At 66.3% G+C, this 16,619-nt stretch carries 10 protein-coding genes and 1 riboswitch; of the genes, 4 read left to right on the forward strand and 6 right to left on the reverse strand.

What is annotated here, in order from left to right; genetic code table 11:
* Both ppa and ACPEH1_RS05315 read left to right on the forward strand, forming a co-directional pair.
* Positions 1 to 412: inorganic diphosphatase (ppa, locus tag ACPEH1_RS05310; RefSeq protein WP_423715384.1), on the forward strand; the 412-nt coding region annotated here is incomplete at its 5' end.
* A gap of 153 nt (positions 413 to 565) precedes the next feature.
* Positions 566 to 1,684, forward strand: a complete 1,119-nt coding sequence (locus ACPEH1_RS05315; protein WP_423715385.1) for an HDOD domain-containing protein — start codon at positions 566 to 568, stop codon at positions 1,682 to 1,684.
* A 162-nt stretch (positions 1,685 to 1,846) separates the two neighbouring features.
* On the opposite strand, the gene ACPEH1_RS05320 is transcribed toward ACPEH1_RS05315, so the two are convergent.
* The 5 genes from ACPEH1_RS05320 to thiC form a co-directional block, all read right to left on the reverse strand.
* Positions 1,847 to 4,705, reverse strand: a complete 2,859-nt coding sequence (locus tag ACPEH1_RS05320; protein WP_026070634.1) for a TonB-dependent receptor domain-containing protein — start codon at positions 4,703 to 4,705, stop codon at positions 1,847 to 1,849.
* 47 nt (positions 4,706 to 4,752) lie between these two features.
* Positions 4,753 to 5,655 (reverse strand): helix-turn-helix transcriptional regulator, encoded by a 903-nt coding sequence (locus tag ACPEH1_RS05325; protein ID WP_136002945.1) that lies wholly within the window; start codon positions 5,653 to 5,655, stop codon positions 4,753 to 4,755.
* 112 nt (positions 5,656 to 5,767) lie between these two features.
* Positions 5,768 to 8,104, reverse strand: a complete 2,337-nt coding sequence (locus tag ACPEH1_RS05330) for a winged helix-turn-helix domain-containing protein (protein WP_423715386.1) — start codon at positions 8,102 to 8,104, stop codon at positions 5,768 to 5,770.
* A gap of 251 nt (positions 8,105 to 8,355) precedes the next feature.
* A complete protein-coding gene (locus ACPEH1_RS05335; RefSeq protein ID WP_017355111.1) occupies positions 8,356 to 9,033 on the reverse strand; it encodes an ion channel in 678 nt (225 codons plus the stop codon).
* A gap of 100 nt (positions 9,034 to 9,133) precedes the next feature.
* Positions 9,134 to 11,011 (reverse strand): phosphomethylpyrimidine synthase ThiC, encoded by a 1,878-nt coding sequence (thiC, locus tag ACPEH1_RS05340; protein ID WP_313217270.1) that lies wholly within the window; start codon positions 11,009 to 11,011, stop codon positions 9,134 to 9,136.
* 138 nt (positions 11,012 to 11,149) lie between these two features.
* Positions 11,150 to 11,251: riboswitch (TPP riboswitch) on the reverse strand.
* Positions 11,252 to 11,530: 279 nt separating this feature from the next.
* On the opposite strand from thiC, the gene ACPEH1_RS05345 reads away from it, so the two are divergent.
* Positions 11,531 to 13,099: a BCCT family transporter gene (locus ACPEH1_RS05345; RefSeq protein WP_423715387.1), complete on the forward strand. Its 1,569-nt coding sequence runs from the start codon at positions 11,531 to 11,533 to the stop codon at positions 13,097 to 13,099.
* A 121-nt stretch (positions 13,100 to 13,220) separates the two neighbouring features.
* Here ACPEH1_RS05345 and ggt read toward each other — a convergent pair whose 3' ends face one another.
* On the reverse strand, positions 13,221 to 14,939 hold the full coding sequence (gene ggt / locus ACPEH1_RS05350) for a gamma-glutamyltransferase (protein ID WP_423715388.1): 1,719 nt from the start codon (positions 14,937 to 14,939) through the stop codon (positions 13,221 to 13,223).
* 668 nt (positions 14,940 to 15,607) lie between these two features.
* Between ggt and ilvC the strand changes: the two genes are divergently transcribed.
* Positions 15,608 to 16,582, forward strand: coding sequence for a ketol-acid reductoisomerase (gene ilvC / locus ACPEH1_RS05355; RefSeq protein ID WP_423715389.1), 975 nt, complete (start codon positions 15,608 to 15,610; stop codon positions 16,580 to 16,582).
* Positions 16,583 to 16,619: the final 37 nt, after the last annotated feature.

The raw sequence follows: 16,619 nt of genomic DNA on the forward strand, positions 1-16,619 counted from the left end.
CGACCGCATCCTGTCCACCCCGATGCGCTACCCCTGCAACTACGGCTACGTGCCAAGCACCCTGTGCGGCGACGGCGATCCGGCCGACGTGCTGGTGGTGCTGCCGCTACCGCTGGTGCCGGGTTCGGTGGTGCGTTGCCGTCCGGTCGGCGTGCTCAAGATGAGCGATGAGGCCGGCAGCGACGAAAAGATCCTGGCCGTGCCGATCGCCAAGATCTTCAGCGGCTACGCCCATGTCGAGGATATCGGGCAGGTGTCCAGCCACTGGCTGGAGCGCATCGGCCACTTCTTCGAGCACTACAAGGACCTGGAGAAGGGCAAGTGGGTCAAGCTGGATGGCTGGGGCGGCGCCGCCGAGGCCAAGCAGATCCTGATCGACGCCCATCAGCGTTACCTCAACGGCAACGCCTGAGGCTGAACGACATCGCTCCGGCGCTCGCCGCCGGAGCGATGTGCATCACGTTTTTTGAATGCGGCACATCACTATTTGTGCCGGATTGGGTACATTGCGTCTCTTCACACCGTCCACGGTGCGCTTCACCGTGGTCAGCCAGGGGACAGTGTCGTGCGCATTCTGCTTGTTGGGGACCAGGCCAGCCTGTCGGCTGAGCTGCTGGAGTTCATTGCCGATCTTGGGGAAGAATGGCAACCGTTGACCGCCGCCGATGGCCAGGGCGCGATGAGCATCGTGGCCGGCTCGCCCGTGGATGCGGTGATTGTCTGCCCGGTTCTGCCGGATCTCACCGCGACCACGCTGCTGGGGCAGATCCGTACGCTTCGTCCGGAAACCATCCGTATCGCGCTGGTGGAAGCCAGCGTGGGCACCCGTCCGCCGCCGGCCCGCCTGATCGGGGTGGCGCACCGCTTCCTGCCGATGCCGCTGGCGCCGGAAGTGCTGCTGGAAGCCCTGACCAGCCTGGAAGAACTGGGCGAGCTGCTTGACAGCGAACGCCTGCGCAGTGCCATCGGCCGGATCGAGAAGCTGCCTTCGCCGCCGCATCTGTACCTGAGCCTGACCCAGGCGCTGGAACACGATGACGACACCGACACCGCCGACGTCGCCAAGCTGGTCGCCGCCGACCCGGCAATCGCGGCCAAGGTGCTGCAGCTGTCCAACTCGGCCTTCTTCAACAGTGGCCGGATCATCTCCGACCTGCGTACCGCAGTGACCCGGCTGGGGTTGTCGACGCTGCGCGACCTGGTCCTGGCCAGCGAAGTTTTCTCGGCCCAGCCGCTGTCCGGTGCCGAGCGCAACTCGCTGCAGCAGCGCGCGCTGCTGGCCTCGCGCCTGGCCGCCAAGCTGCTGCCGGACTCCAGCGCCGAACTGGGCGCCACGGCCGCCTTGCTGGCCGACATCGGCCTGCTGCTGCCGGGCGTGCGCAACGAGCGGGTGGACGCGGCCGACGGCGACGACCGCCCGGGCCACGCCGAAGCCGGTGCATACCTGCTGGGCCTGTGGGGCCTGCCGATGCCGATCATCGAAGCGGTCGCCTTCCACCTGCAGCCGCAGCGCTCCAACACCCGGAGCTTCTGGGTGACCGGCGCGGTGCACGTCGCACTGGCGCTGATCAACGGCGATCCGGTCGACGAGGAATACCTGCAGCGCGCCGGCGTACTCAACAAGCTGCCGCAGTGGCGCGATCATGCCAACGCTCTGATGGGGCTGGTGGCCGCCGACGCCTGAGGCGCCGCCGCACGCAGGCACCCGAAGGCGCGTCCGCAGGGGCGCGCTTTTTTTGTCTGCGGCGCGCTCAGTGCGTCCCCCTCAAGTGGATGAAGCGATCAGAAAGAAAGAGGGCGGACCTTGCGGTCCGCCCTCCCTGTGCTGCACCAGTGCGTCGATGGATCAGAAGCGCTGGGTGTACTTCAGGTAGTAGAAGCGACCGATATCGAAGCCGCCGTAGTAGGCGAAGCTCGAGTTCGGCTGGCTGTACATCAGCGGACCTTCGTGGTTGAACACGTTGTTCGCACCGGCCGAAACGGTGGCATTCCACGGGGTCGTGTAACGCACCTGCAGGTCGTGGAACGTGTTCGAACCGGTGTTGCGCACCGGGATGGCCAGCGTGTAATCCGACGAGTACGTCGGGTTGTTGCACTCCGGACCGCCATCGCGGTCATAGGAGCACTCTTCCTTCAGGCCGGAGTAGTAACGCACGCCCCAGTTGACGCCGAAGTTGCCGTAGCTCCAATCGACGTTCAGGTTCGAACGCACGCGGAAGTTGGCACCCCAGTCGCCGGTGCCCCAGCCGTTGTGCTGCTCGACGGCGGTTTCAGCTTCGTTGTCGCGCTTGTACTCGAGGTAGTCCACATAGGTGGTCTTCCAGTCGATGACGAAGTTGCCGATCGCCAGTTCCGGCAGACGGTAACGGACGCCCAGGTCGTAACCTGCGGTTTCCTGGTAGCCGGCGTTGATCAGGCTGCGGGTCACATCGACCACCTGGCCCGAATCCGCATCACGGGTGACGCGGCCACAGGCGTTGGCGTTGTTCAGCACGTAGCACTGGTTGAGGATCGAGGTGACCGACTCCGCCGCGATGACGTTGTCGATGCGGATCTTCCACCAGTCCAGGCTGACGTCCAGGCCCTGCACGAAGTTCGGGCTGTAGACCAGGCCGAGCGTCCAGGTCTTGGAGGTTTCCGGCAGCAGCGCGTCATTGGAACCGGACAGGTACGCGTAGTTCGACTGCGAGCCGGGGCCGGTCGCATCGATGCCGCCCGACGCTTCCTGACGGAAGTTGGCCGGCACTGCGCCGCCGCAGCGTGCAGCCACTTCCGGGTTGCGCACGGCCGCACCAAACAGGGTGTCGCACGGGTCGGTGTACTTGTCGAAGGTCTGCGAGGTACCGCCGTACAGGTCGGCCACGGTCGGCGCACGGAAGCCCGTGGCGTAGGTGCCGCGCACCAGCAGGTCGTCGGTCGGCTTCCACTTCAGGCCGAACTTGCTGTTCACGGTGTCGCCGAAGGTGTTGTAGTCCGAGTAACGGCCGGCCATGTCGACCGACAGTTCCTTGGCGAACGGCAGATCGGCGAGGATCGGCACGTTCAGTTCCAGGTAGAACTCGTCCAGCTTGTAGCCGCCGGCGGTCGGCGCACCCGACAGGTCGGTGCTCAGGCCCGACTGCAGCAGCGCGTCCGGGTTGTACTCGGCGTCTTCTTCGCGGTGCTCGTAACCGGCGGCGAAGGACAGATCGCCGGCCGGCAGGGTCGCGATGGCGCCGCTCAGGTTGGCGCTGTAGACCTTGCTGGTGGTGACCGAGGTGTCGTGGGTCGGCAGGAACAGGTACTTCTGCAGATCCGGGTTCGACAGCGAGCCATCGGCGGTGGAGCCGTACGGCAGCAGCGGGTTCCACGGGGTGCAGCCGGCAATCGGGGCCGCCGCGGTGCCGCACTGGGCCACGCCGTTGGCATCGATGTACGACGCGCCGACGGCATTGCGCACGTTCGGGATGAACAGGTTGCCGGTGCCGGTCTTGACGCCCTTGTTGCGGTTGTAGACGTAGCCCACATCCCAGTCGAAGTACTTGTCGGCAAACTCGAACGAGCCTTCCAGACCGCCGCTGAAGCGGAAGGTGTTCAGCTCGGACTTGGTCTGACGCGGCACTTCCCAGGTACGACGCATGAAGTCGACGTCGGTATCCAGCGGGTTGAAGACGCTGTTGGCCGACATCGCGGTGTCGTACGCGCCGGAACGGTACGGGTAGCCGGCGATCTGCTGCAGCGCTTCGCGTTCGGTGTACAGGACGCTGGCGGTACCGCGGATGTTGTCGGTGAAATCGAACTGGCCGTTGGTGAACACCGAACGACGCTTGATGCCGGTCGACAGGAACATCTGCTGCGACGGGTTGGACAGGTCGTCGTTGGTCAGCGCGTGGTAGTCGCCGAAGTCGCTCGAGTCGCCACCCGGGTTGAGCACGTAGTTGCCACCCGGGGTGACCAGCACGCCCTTCTCGGTGATCGCGCTCCAGCCATTGCTGTCATCGGCGGTCGGGCTCGGATGACGGTAGCCGTTGGCGTAGGCGCTGAAGCGACGGTCCTTGGCAAGCACCGGCTCTTCTTCGCTGTACTCGGCGCCGAAGGTGACCGAACCGCGTTCACCGGTCTGGCCGTAGACGAAGTTGTAGGTGGTCTTGTCGCCGTCGCCCTGGCCGTACTGGCCCTTGTAGACGCTGGCTTCAAGGCCGTCGAAGTTCTTGCGGGTGATGATGTTGATCACGCCGGCGATGGCATCCGAACCGTAGATCGCCGAAGCGCCGTCGGTCAGGACTTCGATGCGCTCCACGACCGAGGTCGGGATCGAGGCGAGGTCGGTGTAGCCGCCCGAGCTGACGCCCATGCGCTTGCCGTCCAGCAGCACCAGGGTGCGCTCCGGGCCGAGGTTGCGCAGATTGACGTACTGGCCGCCCACTTCTTCGCCCGAGGACAGCGCGTCGGCGCGGCTGATCGCCGGGGAGCCGGTGGCGGACAGGTTCTGGACGATGTCGGCAACGCTGGTGAAGCCCTGCTTCTCGATGTCGGCGCGCTGCAGCGCGATCACCGGCTGGGCGGTTTCCATGCTGGCCTGGCGGATACGCGAGCCGGTGACCGAGATGCGGTCAAGATCGGTCGTGCCACCCGCTTCCTGCGCCGATGCAAAGGTCGGCGTCAGGGCAAGCGCAATGCCGGCGGGCAGAAGGCCCAGCCGCACTGCGGGAGTACGAAAATTCATTAATCTCTCCAAGGTACGTTAGTAGCGTGTTAAAACGCCTCGGAAAGTTACGATTGCGTTGCAGCGAATTTTTTGCGTGAGACAACCGATGACTTTGCCGATTCTGGCGGCAAGGTCGCAATGGCTTCGCGGTAGCGCGACGCGGACTGGCCGTAACGCGCGCGGAAGGCCCGTGCGAAGCTGCAGCAGTTGTCGAATCCGCTGGCGGCCGCGACTTCACCCACCATCATGTCGGTATCGCGCAGCAGATCAGCGGCGCGCTCCAGACGCAGACGGGCCGACAGCGACTGCGGGCTTTCCTCGTAGAGGCTCTGGAAGGTCTTGGACAGGTACCAGCTGGAGAAATTGGTCAGCTCGGCCAGTTCACCGATGCGCACCACGCGGTGGCTGTTGCCCTCCAGATACAGCCGCGCGCGCTGCATGCGCCCGAACACCTGGCGTTTGCGCGAGCGCGAACGTCCCGGGCAGCGCTGCACCCCGGTGGCCATGCCGTGCTGAAGCGAGGCCAGGTGCAGCAGCACCGGGCGCAGCGCCTGCGCGGGCTGCCCGCTGGCCAGCGCATCGCGCCACAACCGCAACGCCACGCGCACTTCGCTGCGGCTCATGCTGCCGCGGCCGGCGTACAGGCCGCAGTCGGCCAGCTCGCCGAGCGCGCGCAGCGCTTCCGGCGCCAGGCTCAGGCCGATGCACAGGCCATCGCGACCGGCCTGCACCATCGGTCGCGATTCCTTCTCGAAGGCGATCCACTCGCGCTGGCGCAGACGGAACCGGCCTTCCTTGGATTCGACCCAGGCGCTGCCGCGCAGCTGCATCCATACGGTGAACGTGTTGCCCGCGGTCTGCAGGCTGCCCAGCCGCGCCACGCCGAGGCAGGTCGGCAGCGGGCCGTCGTCGACGATCTTGTCCAGGGAGAGCGATTGACCACGATCGGCCAAGGAGAGCTGACGCATGACTGCACCGGAGTTTGCCTTGATTGGCCACCAGTTTTGCCAAGTCGGGCGGCGTTCTCAGGAATTCCCGGCGAGATTCATCCGAATTCGCGACGACGTTGCCACGAAGAAATCACGAAGGGTCATTTCCCTTTAAAAACAGCAACCTGGAGAACCCCGGGAACAGCGACGGGGTCTGTCTGGGCAGGGGCATGACGCCGATATCGGCCCCATCGGCCACCGCCAACGCGACGTAAACGGCATCGCCCCCGGCATTGGCGCTGAAACCGTTGCCCGCGCTCAGGCGTGCACGGTCGAGACAGTGCTCGACCCCGGCACTTCCGGCACTCAACCGCGCGAACAGCGTGGCGCAGTCACGATGACTGGACAGGTAATCGATGCTGCCATTGCCGGCCACACTCCAGGTGCGGTAGCGCCAGCGCGTGGGCCGGTCTTCGCTGACCTGCCGGATGCTGCCGGCCGACAACCGCGCATCGGCCGACCAGAGTCCGCCGGCCGACAGGCGGGTGAACAGCACGCGCCGACCGCTGCGGTCGAAGCGCGCCTGCGACACGCCTTCAATGCTGCCCAGCAGGCGCCAGTCGGTGGTGCTGCGATCAAACAGCAGCAGGCGCATCCGCTCCTGGCCGTCGCGCTCGATCACCAGCACATGCTGATCGTCTTCGCCGTACAACGCCTGCAGCGGCTGCGTGACCGGCAACGGCAGGCGCAGTGCCTGTTCATCGCGCGGACTGACTTCATAGACCGAGGGATTGGCATGGTCGTCGCGCCCCAGCACCAGCAGGCGATGGCTGTCGCCGGACCAGTCCGGTGCCTGGCGTGCCTCGGGGCGCAGACCCTCGATCGGGCGCAGCGAATCGGGACGCTCCAGGTCTGCCCACCACAGCGCGAAGCTGCCGGAACGGTCCGAGGAGAACACCAGCTGGCGGCCATCCGGCGACACCATCGGCTGCGCATCCCGCCCACCGGAGGGGAACAGGCGCTCGGGCGTACCCGGGCCGTTGGCACCCACCGGCACGCGGAACACCCCGAACTGGGCGCGCCGGTGCACAAACGCGAGCATGCGATTGTTGCGCGACACCGCCGGCGTCTGCGCGTCATCCAGGCCGACATCCCGCAACAGCCGGCTCTCGGTATCCAGTTCGTACAGGCGCGCCTCGCTGTCCACGCGTCGGCCGAACACGATGTGGCGGCTGTCGCCGCGCCAGCTCCAGCCACGGATCTCGGCCGAATCGTCAGTAAGCTGCTCGGGCGTGCCGCCGCTGGCCGGCATCCGCCACAGGTCGCCTACCTGCGGATTGCGGACGAACGCGATCCAGCGGCCATCCGGCGAGTAACGCGGGGCATAGTCGAAGTCGTCTTCGCCGGTGTCGTAGGCCAGCGGGGTCCAGCGGCCGCTGGCAATGTCCAGCACCCGGATGCCACGGTGGGCGTGCGCGCCGGAGAGCGCGCCGAAGATCAGGCCGCGACCGTCCGGCGTCCAGTCGAAACTCAGCAGTTCGGTGCCGTCACAGCGGGTCACATGGCGCAGCGCACCACCGGTCGCGCTGGCGATGAGCACCTCGCAGCTGCCTTCCGCACCGAAGCGCGCAAAGGCGATGTCGCGCCCGTCCGGCGACCAGTTCGGGAAGCGGTCGGACTGGCCCGTCGGGGTCTCGACCAGCGCGCGCGCCGGCGTGTTGCCGGCGGTCTGTACCTTGATGGTGCTGCCCTCAGGCACGCCCATGTCGGCTTCATACGCCACCTGGGAACCGTCCGGCGACAGCGTTGGATAGGTCTCAAACCCTGCGGTTGCAGTGATCAGGCGATAGGGGCGCTGTGGGCTGCCGGTAATGCGCGTGCCGTCCTCGACGGCGGCGTCCAGTGCCGAGGGGGGCTGCTCGCGCTGCACCAGCAGCGCGGCCATCACCAGCAGCGCGACCAGCATGGCGATACCGACGGCCAGCAGCACGTAGCGCCGTACGCGTCGGCTGCGGCGCGGTGGCAACGCAATGGGAGCCGGCGCGGCCAGCGTTCCCCCGGCGTCGGTCGCGGCGGCCGACGCCGGCATGGCCTGGCTGTCCTCGGCCTCTACGGGCGGGGGCGGCAACGGGGTCTCGACCACGCTCACCGGCACCAGCAGGCGATAGCCGGTCTTGGCGATGGTTTCGATGTAGGCGGTGCCGCTGTCGTCGTCGCTGGCAAAGGCCTTGCGCAGCTGCGTCACCGCCTGGGTGAGCACATCGTTGGTGGGCAGCGTATCGGGCCACACCTCGGCAAACAGTTCATCACGGGTGACCACCGCGCCCGGAGCGCGCATGAGCGCCTTGAGCACCCCCAGTGCCTTGGGAGTCAGGCGTCGTGGCCGACGTGCGCCTGCCACCATGACTTCCCGCGAAGAGAGAATGACGGTGCAGTCGCCGATCTTCATCACGTCGGCGGAAGGTGGCTCACTTTCGTTGTTGATCATTCCAGGCGACACAGGTGAATGCCGGCTCGACGGCAGCGTTGCATTCATCTCCACAGGAAAGATCGAACGAACCGCCAGATTCCGCACAAGGCATCAGCGCAAACAGCAAAAAAACCGAAGCGCGCGAATACTAGCCTATGCCGGTTAACCGCGCCTACGCGCGTGGCCGACAACAGGCTCTCTCTCGCCGACGAATTCCCATAAATTGATTCAGCATTCGCGCCTTCGGGCGCGATATTTTTAGGTGGGATTCAGTTTCGTGCATGCCTGAGCATGGTCAGTCCCACCAGCCGCGACACCACCAGCGCCACGTACATGACGCCTGAAAACTGCTCCAGCATGACCAGCGCGCGTGCCTGCGGGTGCACCGGCACGACGTCGCTCAACCCTACCCCGGACAGCAAGCTGAAGCTGAGATAAAGCAGCTCCATCCACGTGCGCAGTTCGCTCTCGCTGGTGGCGAGAAAACTCCCCGGAAACCACTGCTGGCACACCGCGAAGGCGAACGCGAACGCCCACGCCAGCAATGTGAATGTCGCACCGGCCGCGAACAGTTCGTCGCGGGTCACCTTGTGATCCTGCAGCATGTAGGCGGTCAGGCTGCCGGCGGTATAGAAGTACAGCAGACATTCGAGCAGCTGCGCTGTCGTAATCAGCCCGGGGCGCTCCAGCAGCGCGCCGGCGATGGAAAACACCACCGAGGGGATCGCCAGTACCAGCGCCAGCCACATGCCGAGCGGGCTGCGCCGCACCACCCACAGGGAAAGGCCGAGCACCGCAATGCCGAAGGCGCCGAACAGCGCGCGGCTGGCGCCGGCCTCGTCCATCGCCGGGTACAGCAGCACGCCGAGCAGCTGCACGCCCAGCAACCACGCCGAGGGGTGCCGGCGTGCCATCGCCAGCCATTTGGTCCTGCGCGCAATCGCCATCGTGTTTCCCGCCCCTGGCCGTCCGGCGCCGAGCTTAGCGCGGTTGCCGGGGCGAACGCATGAGGATGCCGGGGGGGCAGCTGCCCCCCCGGCCGCCGCGTCATTGCGGGCGGTAGACCTCGGCGCCCTGGTCGCGGAACTGCAGCGACTTCTCGGCCATGCCTGCGTCGAGCGCCGCCTGGGCGTCCAGCCCCTGCCCCGCCGCGTAGTCGCGTACGTCCTGGGTGATCTTCATCGAACAGAAGTGCGGGCCGCACATCGAGCAGAAATGGGCCAGCTTGTGCGCGTCCTTCGGCAGGGTTTCGTCATGGAATTCCTTGGCCTTCTCCGGATCCAGGCCCAGGTGGAACTGGTCTTCCCAGCGGAATTCGAAGCGCGCCTTGCTCAGCGCGTTGTCGCGCACCTGCGCACCCGGGTGGCCCTTGGCCAGGTCCGATGCATGCGCCGCGATCCGGTAGGCCATGATGCCGTCGCGCACATCCTGGCGGTTGGGCAGGCCCAGGTGCTCCTTGGGGGTGACGTAGCAGAGCATCGCAGTGCCGTACCAGCCGATCATCGCCGCACCGATCGCGCTGGTGATGTGGTCGTAACCGGGGGCGATGTCGGTGGTCAGCGGCCCCAGCGTGTAGAAAGGCGCCTCACCGCATTCGCGCAGCTGCTTGTCCATGTTCTCCTTGATCAGCTGCATCGGCACGTGGCCGGGGCCTTCGATCATGGTCTGCACGTCGTGTTTCCACGCGATCCTGGTCAACTCGCCCAGCGTCTCCAGCTCACCGAACTGTGCGGCATCGTTGGCATCGGCGATGCAGCCCGGGCGCAGTCCGTCGCCCAGCGAGAAGGTCACGTCGTAGGCCTTCATGATCTCGCAGATGTCGTCGAAATGCGTGTAGAGGAAGTTCTCCTTGTGATGGGCCAGACACCACTTGGCCATGATCGAGCCTCCCCGCGAGACAATGCCGGTGACGCGCCCGGCGGTCAGCGGCACGTAGCGCAGCAGGACGCCGGCATGGATGGTGAAATAGTCCACGCCCTGCTCTGCCTGCTCGATCAGCGTGTCACGGAAGATCTCCCAGGTGAGTTCCTCGGCGCGCCCGTCCACCTTCTCCAGCGCCTGGTAGATCGGCACGGTACCGATCGCCACGGGCGAGTTGCGGATGATCCACTCGCGCGTTTCATGGATGTGCTTGCCGGTAGACAGGTCCATCACGGTGTCACCGCCCCAGCGGATCGCCCACACCAGCTTCTCCACTTCCTCGGCGATGCCGGAGGACACCGCGCTGTTGCCGATGTTGGCGTTGATCTTGGTCAGGAAGTTGCGGCCGATGATCATCGGCTCGCTTTCCGGATGGTTGATGTTGTTGGGCAGCACGGCCCGGCCACGCGCGATCTCGTCGCGCACGAACTCGGGGGTGATGACAGCCGGGATGGACGCACCGAACGATTGGCCGGGGTGTTGCCGGCGCAGTGTCGCATCGGCGAGCGCCTCCAACCGCTGGTTCTCGCGGATCGCCACGAACTCCATCTCCGGGGTGACGATGCCGCGCCGCGCGTAGTGCATCTGGGTGACGTTGGCACCGGCCACTGCGCGACGCGGCAGCGCGCGCGCCGGGAATCGCACCGCGTCCAGGCGCGCATCGGTATCGCGCGACCGGCCGAATGCAGAACTCAGGGCGGGCAGCGTTTCGGTGTCGCCGCGCTCGGCTACCCAGGCGGCACGCAACGCCGGCAGGCCGGCCGACAGATCGATGCTGGCGGCCGGATCGGTGTAGGGGCCGGAGGTGTCGTAGACGGTGACCGGCGCGTTCTCCTCGCCGCCGAACAACGTCGGCGTGCGGGTCAGCACGATCTCGCGCATGGGAACCTGCAGGTCGCTGCGCGAGCCCTGCACGTGGATCTTGCGCGAACCGGGGATCGGTCGCGTAACCGAACCGGAAAGCTGCTGGGCCTGCTGCTGCAGGGTGGAAAGCGGTGCGTTCATCGGGCATCGTCCTGTTTGGACCCCGCGCGCGGACCGGCGGTCCGTGACGGGAAATCCGTGTTGAAAGGGACGAAACGGCGGCGCACGACGGGCGCACTGCGGGCGGTCTGCGGGCGTGGGGACCCTACGGCGCAATGCATCAGCGGATGCGAAGCTTCCCTACGCCGGTATCAACCGGATCAGGTTCGAAGGGACTGTCTCAACCTCGGCCACATGGCCTCGGTACCCCCGCTTCGAGGCGAATTAGACCACAAAGACCCGTGCATCGACACCGCCGTTGCCACCGCTGTGAACGGGTTCATTACGTCAGCGCGGTTAGTATCGCCCCGCGAGGATCTCCACCCCCGTGACGTGCTGCCTGGCGCCTGGCGCTGCGCCCACGCAGGGGACCATCGGGCTGAACCCGATGCCGTGGCATCCCGCCGACCGGCCTTCGTCCGGCTTCGCCCCAGTTGTCGCCGTCGTGCCGCTGGAGACTGCAAGCATCCGCTCGCGCCCTTTTCCTGGAGAAGCCCCTGCATGGTGTTTCGCATTTCCATCGCGCTGGTCGCGCTGCTCGTCCTGACTGCCGGCATCGCGCCCGGCCCGTTCAACGACGTGGTGCAGCTTGGCCTGTCCAACATCGTGCGCAGCACCGGCTGGCTGTACCTGCTGGTGGTGTTCATCACGCTATCGTTCCTGATGTATCTGGCGTTCGGCCGCTTCGGGTCGCTGCGCATCGGCGGCGAAGATGCCGAGCCGGACTTCTCCAATGCGAGCTGGATGTCGATGCTGTTCGCGGCCGGCATGGGCATCGGGCTGGTGTTCTGGGGCGCGGCCGAGCCGATCTCGCACTTCGTCAAGCCACCAGAGGGGCTGGCGCCGCAGAGCATGGAAGCGGCGCGTGCGTCGATGCGCTATGCCTTCTTCCATTGGGGTCTGCATCCGTGGGCGATCTACGCGTTGATCGGTCTGGCGATGGCCTGGTTCCAGTTCAACCGCAACGGGCGCGGCTTGATCAGCGACCTGCTGCAGCCGCTGATCGGCGCGCGCCACCGCGGCTGGATGGGCACCGTGGTGAATGTGGCCGCCGTGGTCGCGACCGCGATCGGCGTGGCCACCACGCTGGGCTTCGGCACCATCCAGATCGCCGCCGGGCTGGAGCGCGTGTTCGGCGTGCGCGCCTCGATTCCCGTGCAGCTGACCATCATCGCCGTCGCCTTCGTGATGTACATGGCCTCCACGACCAGCGGCGTGCATCGCGGCATCAAGTGGCTGTCCAACTTCAACCTCGCGCTCGCCGCACTGCTGCTGGCACTGGTGCTGGTGCTGGGCCCGACCGGTTTCATCTTCGATACCTTCACCACCACGATCGGCTCGTACCTGAACCAGCTGGTGACGATGAGCCTGCGCATGTCGCCGTTCTCGGGCAGCACCTGGGTGGCCGACTGGACGATCTTCTACTGGGCATGGTGGATCGCGTGGGCGCCGTTCGTGGGCTCGTTCATCGCCCGCGTATCGCGCGGGCGCAGCATCCGCGAGTTCGTGCTGGGCGTGGTGATCGCGCCGAGCGTGCTGGGCTTCCTGTGGTTCTCGGTGTTTGGCGGTACCGCGCTGTGGTCGCAGATCTTCGGTCACGTGGATCTGGCGCAGGCCCTGGGCAATGGCTATGAGACCGTGCTGTTCACGATGTTCGACAGCCTGCCGCTGCCCACGGTGCTGTCGGTGATCGCGCTAGTGCTGCTGATCATCTTCTTTGTGACCTCGGCCGATTCGGCGGTGCTGGTGCTGGCCAGCATGTCCACCGACGAGGCGGGCGACCCACCGCTGTCGCGCCGCATGATCTGGGGCGTGGCCATCGCACTGATTGCCGGGGCGCTGCTGCTGGCCGGCGGCCTGGAGGCGCTGCAGGGCATGATCACCATCGCCGCGTTGCCATTCGCGTTGTTGATGCTGCTGGTGATGTGGTCGCTCTACCGTGTGCTGGACATGGAGTACGCGTTGCAGCGCCGTCGTGCCCAACGGGCGCGACGGATGATGGACGCGTGGATCGAACGCGAGATCGCCGCACAGGAAGAAACCCGCGACGAAGCTGCCCGCGCGCCGTAGAGCCGGGTTCTACCCGGCTGCATCACCCGTAGAGCCGGGTTCTACCCGGCTGGAGCACGATGGCTGTATCAGCGCCGCGACCGGGAGCCGCCGACCAACAGTCGACGCCACCTGCGGGGACTCAGTACCCCGCCGCCTGCCCGTCCTTTCGGCTTTCCGACGCGCCGTAATACACGCCCGTTTCCGGGTCGCGCAGGATCGCCTGGTAGCCGCCGTAAGGGCCATCGGCGAACACCACACGGTGGCCCTTGCGCATCAGCGCGCGCACAGTCTCGTACGGGAAGCCCGTCTCCAGGTTGACCTCGCCGCCATCGCTCATCGCCGTGGCCTGGCCGGTCGGCTCGGTCGACCCGTCATGCTGGATGCGCGGCGCGTCGCCGGCTTCCTGCAGGTTCATGCCTAAATCAACCATGTTCATGACGATCTGTGCGTGGCCCTGCGGCTGCATCGCCCCGCCCATCACCCCGAAGCTCATCCACGGCTTGCCGTCCTTGGTGACGAACGCCGGAATGATGGTCTGGAAGGGGCGCTTGCCCGGCGCGTAGCCATTGGGGTGGTCCTTCTGCAGCACGAACATCTCGCCGCGGTCCTGCAGGATGAAGCCCAGTCCCGGCGGCGCCATGCCGCTGCCCATGCCACGGTAGTTGGACTGGATCAGCGACACCATCATGCCGTCGGCGTCGGCCACGGTCAGGTAGATCGTGTCGCCCTCCTCCAATTGCTTCGGCGTGCCCGGTTGCACTTCACGCGACGCTTTGTCCATCGAGATGAGCGTGCGCCGCCCGGCCGCGTAGCCCTTGGAGATCAGCCGGTCCACCGGCGCCGGATGGAACGCCGGATCGGTATAGAAGCGCGCGCGATCGGCGAACGCCAGCTTCTTGGCCTCCACGAACAGGTGCACATGCTCGGGCGAGCCGAAGGCGATCTTCGAGAAATCGTAGCCTTCCAGCACATTGAGAATCTGCAGCGCCGCAATGCCCTGGCTGTTGGGCGGCAGCTCCCATACGTCGTAGCCCCGGTAATTGCTGCTGACCGGCTCCACCCACTCGCCGTGATGGCTGGCCAGGTCGTCGTAGCTGAGGTACCCACCGTTGGCTTTGAAGTAGTCGCCGACAGTCCGCGCGATCTCGCCCTTGTAGAAGGCATCGCGACCGCCCTGCGCGATCTTCTCCAGCGTGTTGGCCAGGTTCGGGTTCCGCCACATCTGACCCTTGCGCGGCGCGTGGCCGTCGATGGTGAACTGCTCGCTGAAGCCCGGATACCTGGACAGGCGCGGCACCGAGCGGTCCCAGTAGTAGGCGATCACCTCGGCCACCGGGTGGCCCTCACGCGCGTAGCGGATGGCCGGCGCCAGGTTCTCGGCCATCGGCTTGCGCCCGAAGCGCGCGTGCAGCGCGAACCAGCCGTCCACCGCCCCCGGGACCGACACCGGCAGCGGCCCGGTCGCCGGAATCTCCTTCAGTCCCCGGCGCTGGAACTCGGCCAGGGTCAGCGACTTCGGCGACCGTCCCGAGCCGTTGTAGCCGTACAGCTTCTGCGTCTTCGGGTCCCAGACGATGGCGAACAGGTCGCCGCCGATGCCGTTGCCCGTGGGCTCCATGAGCCCCAGCGCGGCATTGGCGGCGATGGCGGCATCCACCGCCGAACCACCGGACTTCATCACATCCAGCGCCACCTGGGTGGCCAGTGGCTGCGAGGTGGCCGCCATCGCGTGCGGGGCGATCACTTCCGAGCGGGTGGCAAAGGGATGGCCGGTGACACGGTCGGCCGCCGGGGACAGCGCCGGCAGGGCGCACAGGAGGGCGGCAGTGAGCACGCCGCGGGCAAGGGCTGAAGGCACGGGAGTTCCTGGTGGGTGGCAGCGGCCTCGATACTCGCCGCAGATGCCCGGCGCGGACATCCGACAATGGTCATGCACGACAGTGGAAAGCGGGGCGAATCCGCGCAGATCCGCATCGCAAAATAGTGAATTCCGGTTCACCAGAACGCTTTCAACCGCAACCATCCTTGCGCGGCGGGGCTTTGCACTGGATACAGCCGAAACCGTTGGAAATGTTGCCGCAAAGGTTGACAGTGCCAAAACCGCTGTGGTTTTCTCGATCACATGTTGCAGCGCCACACGCCCATTCGCGAATCCATCCAGCACGCCGATCCCGGCGCGGCCTCGATCCGTTCGCTCCTTGTCCTCGTACTTATTACCCAGCCAACAGGTGCGGGACGGACCGGCGTGTAAGCAAGACTGCCAGGTATCCATCAAAAACCCGCACCCGCCCAGGTGCGGGTTTTTTCGTTTCAGAGCCCCTCGATTCCCTCCTCCTCCTCCTCCTCCCCCTTCCGAGCCGCCTTCCGCCATGACCCGCCATCCCGCCGCCGCCCGATCCACGCCCACCGCCTGCGCGGCGGGCACGTGTGGGCGGTGCGATGCGCGTGCCGCCGCTTCCCCTGACCGGCCGGCGTGTCCCTGAGACCGCCGGCCGTCTTTTTTCTTACCTCCAAGGAACCTCTCCCATGAGCACCAACGACCTGCCCCAGATCAAGATCGCTGTTGTCGGCTACGGCAGCCAGGGCCGCGCGCACGCGCTGAACCTGCGCGAATCCGGTTTCGATGTCGTCGTCGGGCTGCGTCCGGGTGGCCCGACCGAGGTCAAGGCACAGGCCGACGGCTTTACCGTGAAAGCGCCCGCCGATGCGGTGAAAGACGCCGACCTGGTGGCGGTGCTGACCCCGGACATGGTGCAGAAGAAGCTCTACGAGGACGTGCTCGCGCCGAACATGAAACAGGGCGCGGTGCTGTTGTTCGCGCACGGCCTGAACGTGCACTTCAACATGATCACCCCGCGCGACGATCTGGATGTGGTGCTGGTCGCACCGAAGGGTCCTGGTGCGCTGGTGCGCCGCGAGTATGAAATCGGCCGTGGTGTGCCGTGCATCTGGGCGGTGTACCAGGACCGCAGCGGCAAGGCCGCCGAGTACGCGCTCGCCTATGCGGCCGGTCTGGGCGGTGCACGTGCCAACCTGATCCAGACCACGTTCAAGGAAGAGACCGAGACCGACCTGTTCGGCGAGCAGGCCGTGCTGTGCGGCGGTGCCTCGGCGCTGGTGCAGGCCGGCTTCGAAACGCTGGTGGAAGCCGGCTACCAGCCGGAAATCGCCTACTACGAAGTGCTGCACGAACTGAAGCTGATCGTGGACCTGTTCTACGAAGGGGGCATCACCCGCATGCTGGAATTCATCTCCGAGACCGCGCAGTACGGCGACTACGTCAGCGGCCCGCGGGTGATCGATGCCGGCACCAAGGCGCGCATGAAGGACGTACTGACCGACATCCAGAACGGCACCTTCACCAAGAACTGGGTCGCCGAGTACGAAGCAGGCCTGCCGAACTACACCCGGTTCAAGCAGGCCGACCTGGAGCACCCGATTGAGAAGGTAGGCAAGGAACTGCGCGCCAAGATGGTCTGGCTGCAAAGTCAAGCCGCGTAACCGCGCGGCTCTCCCACCGCTTTCGCAAAGGTCACCG

The sequence above is a fragment of the Stenotrophomonas sp. NPDC077421 genome (assembly GCF_049545505.1).
Lineage (GTDB): Bacteria > Pseudomonadota > Gammaproteobacteria > Xanthomonadales > Xanthomonadaceae > Stenotrophomonas > Stenotrophomonas nematodicola.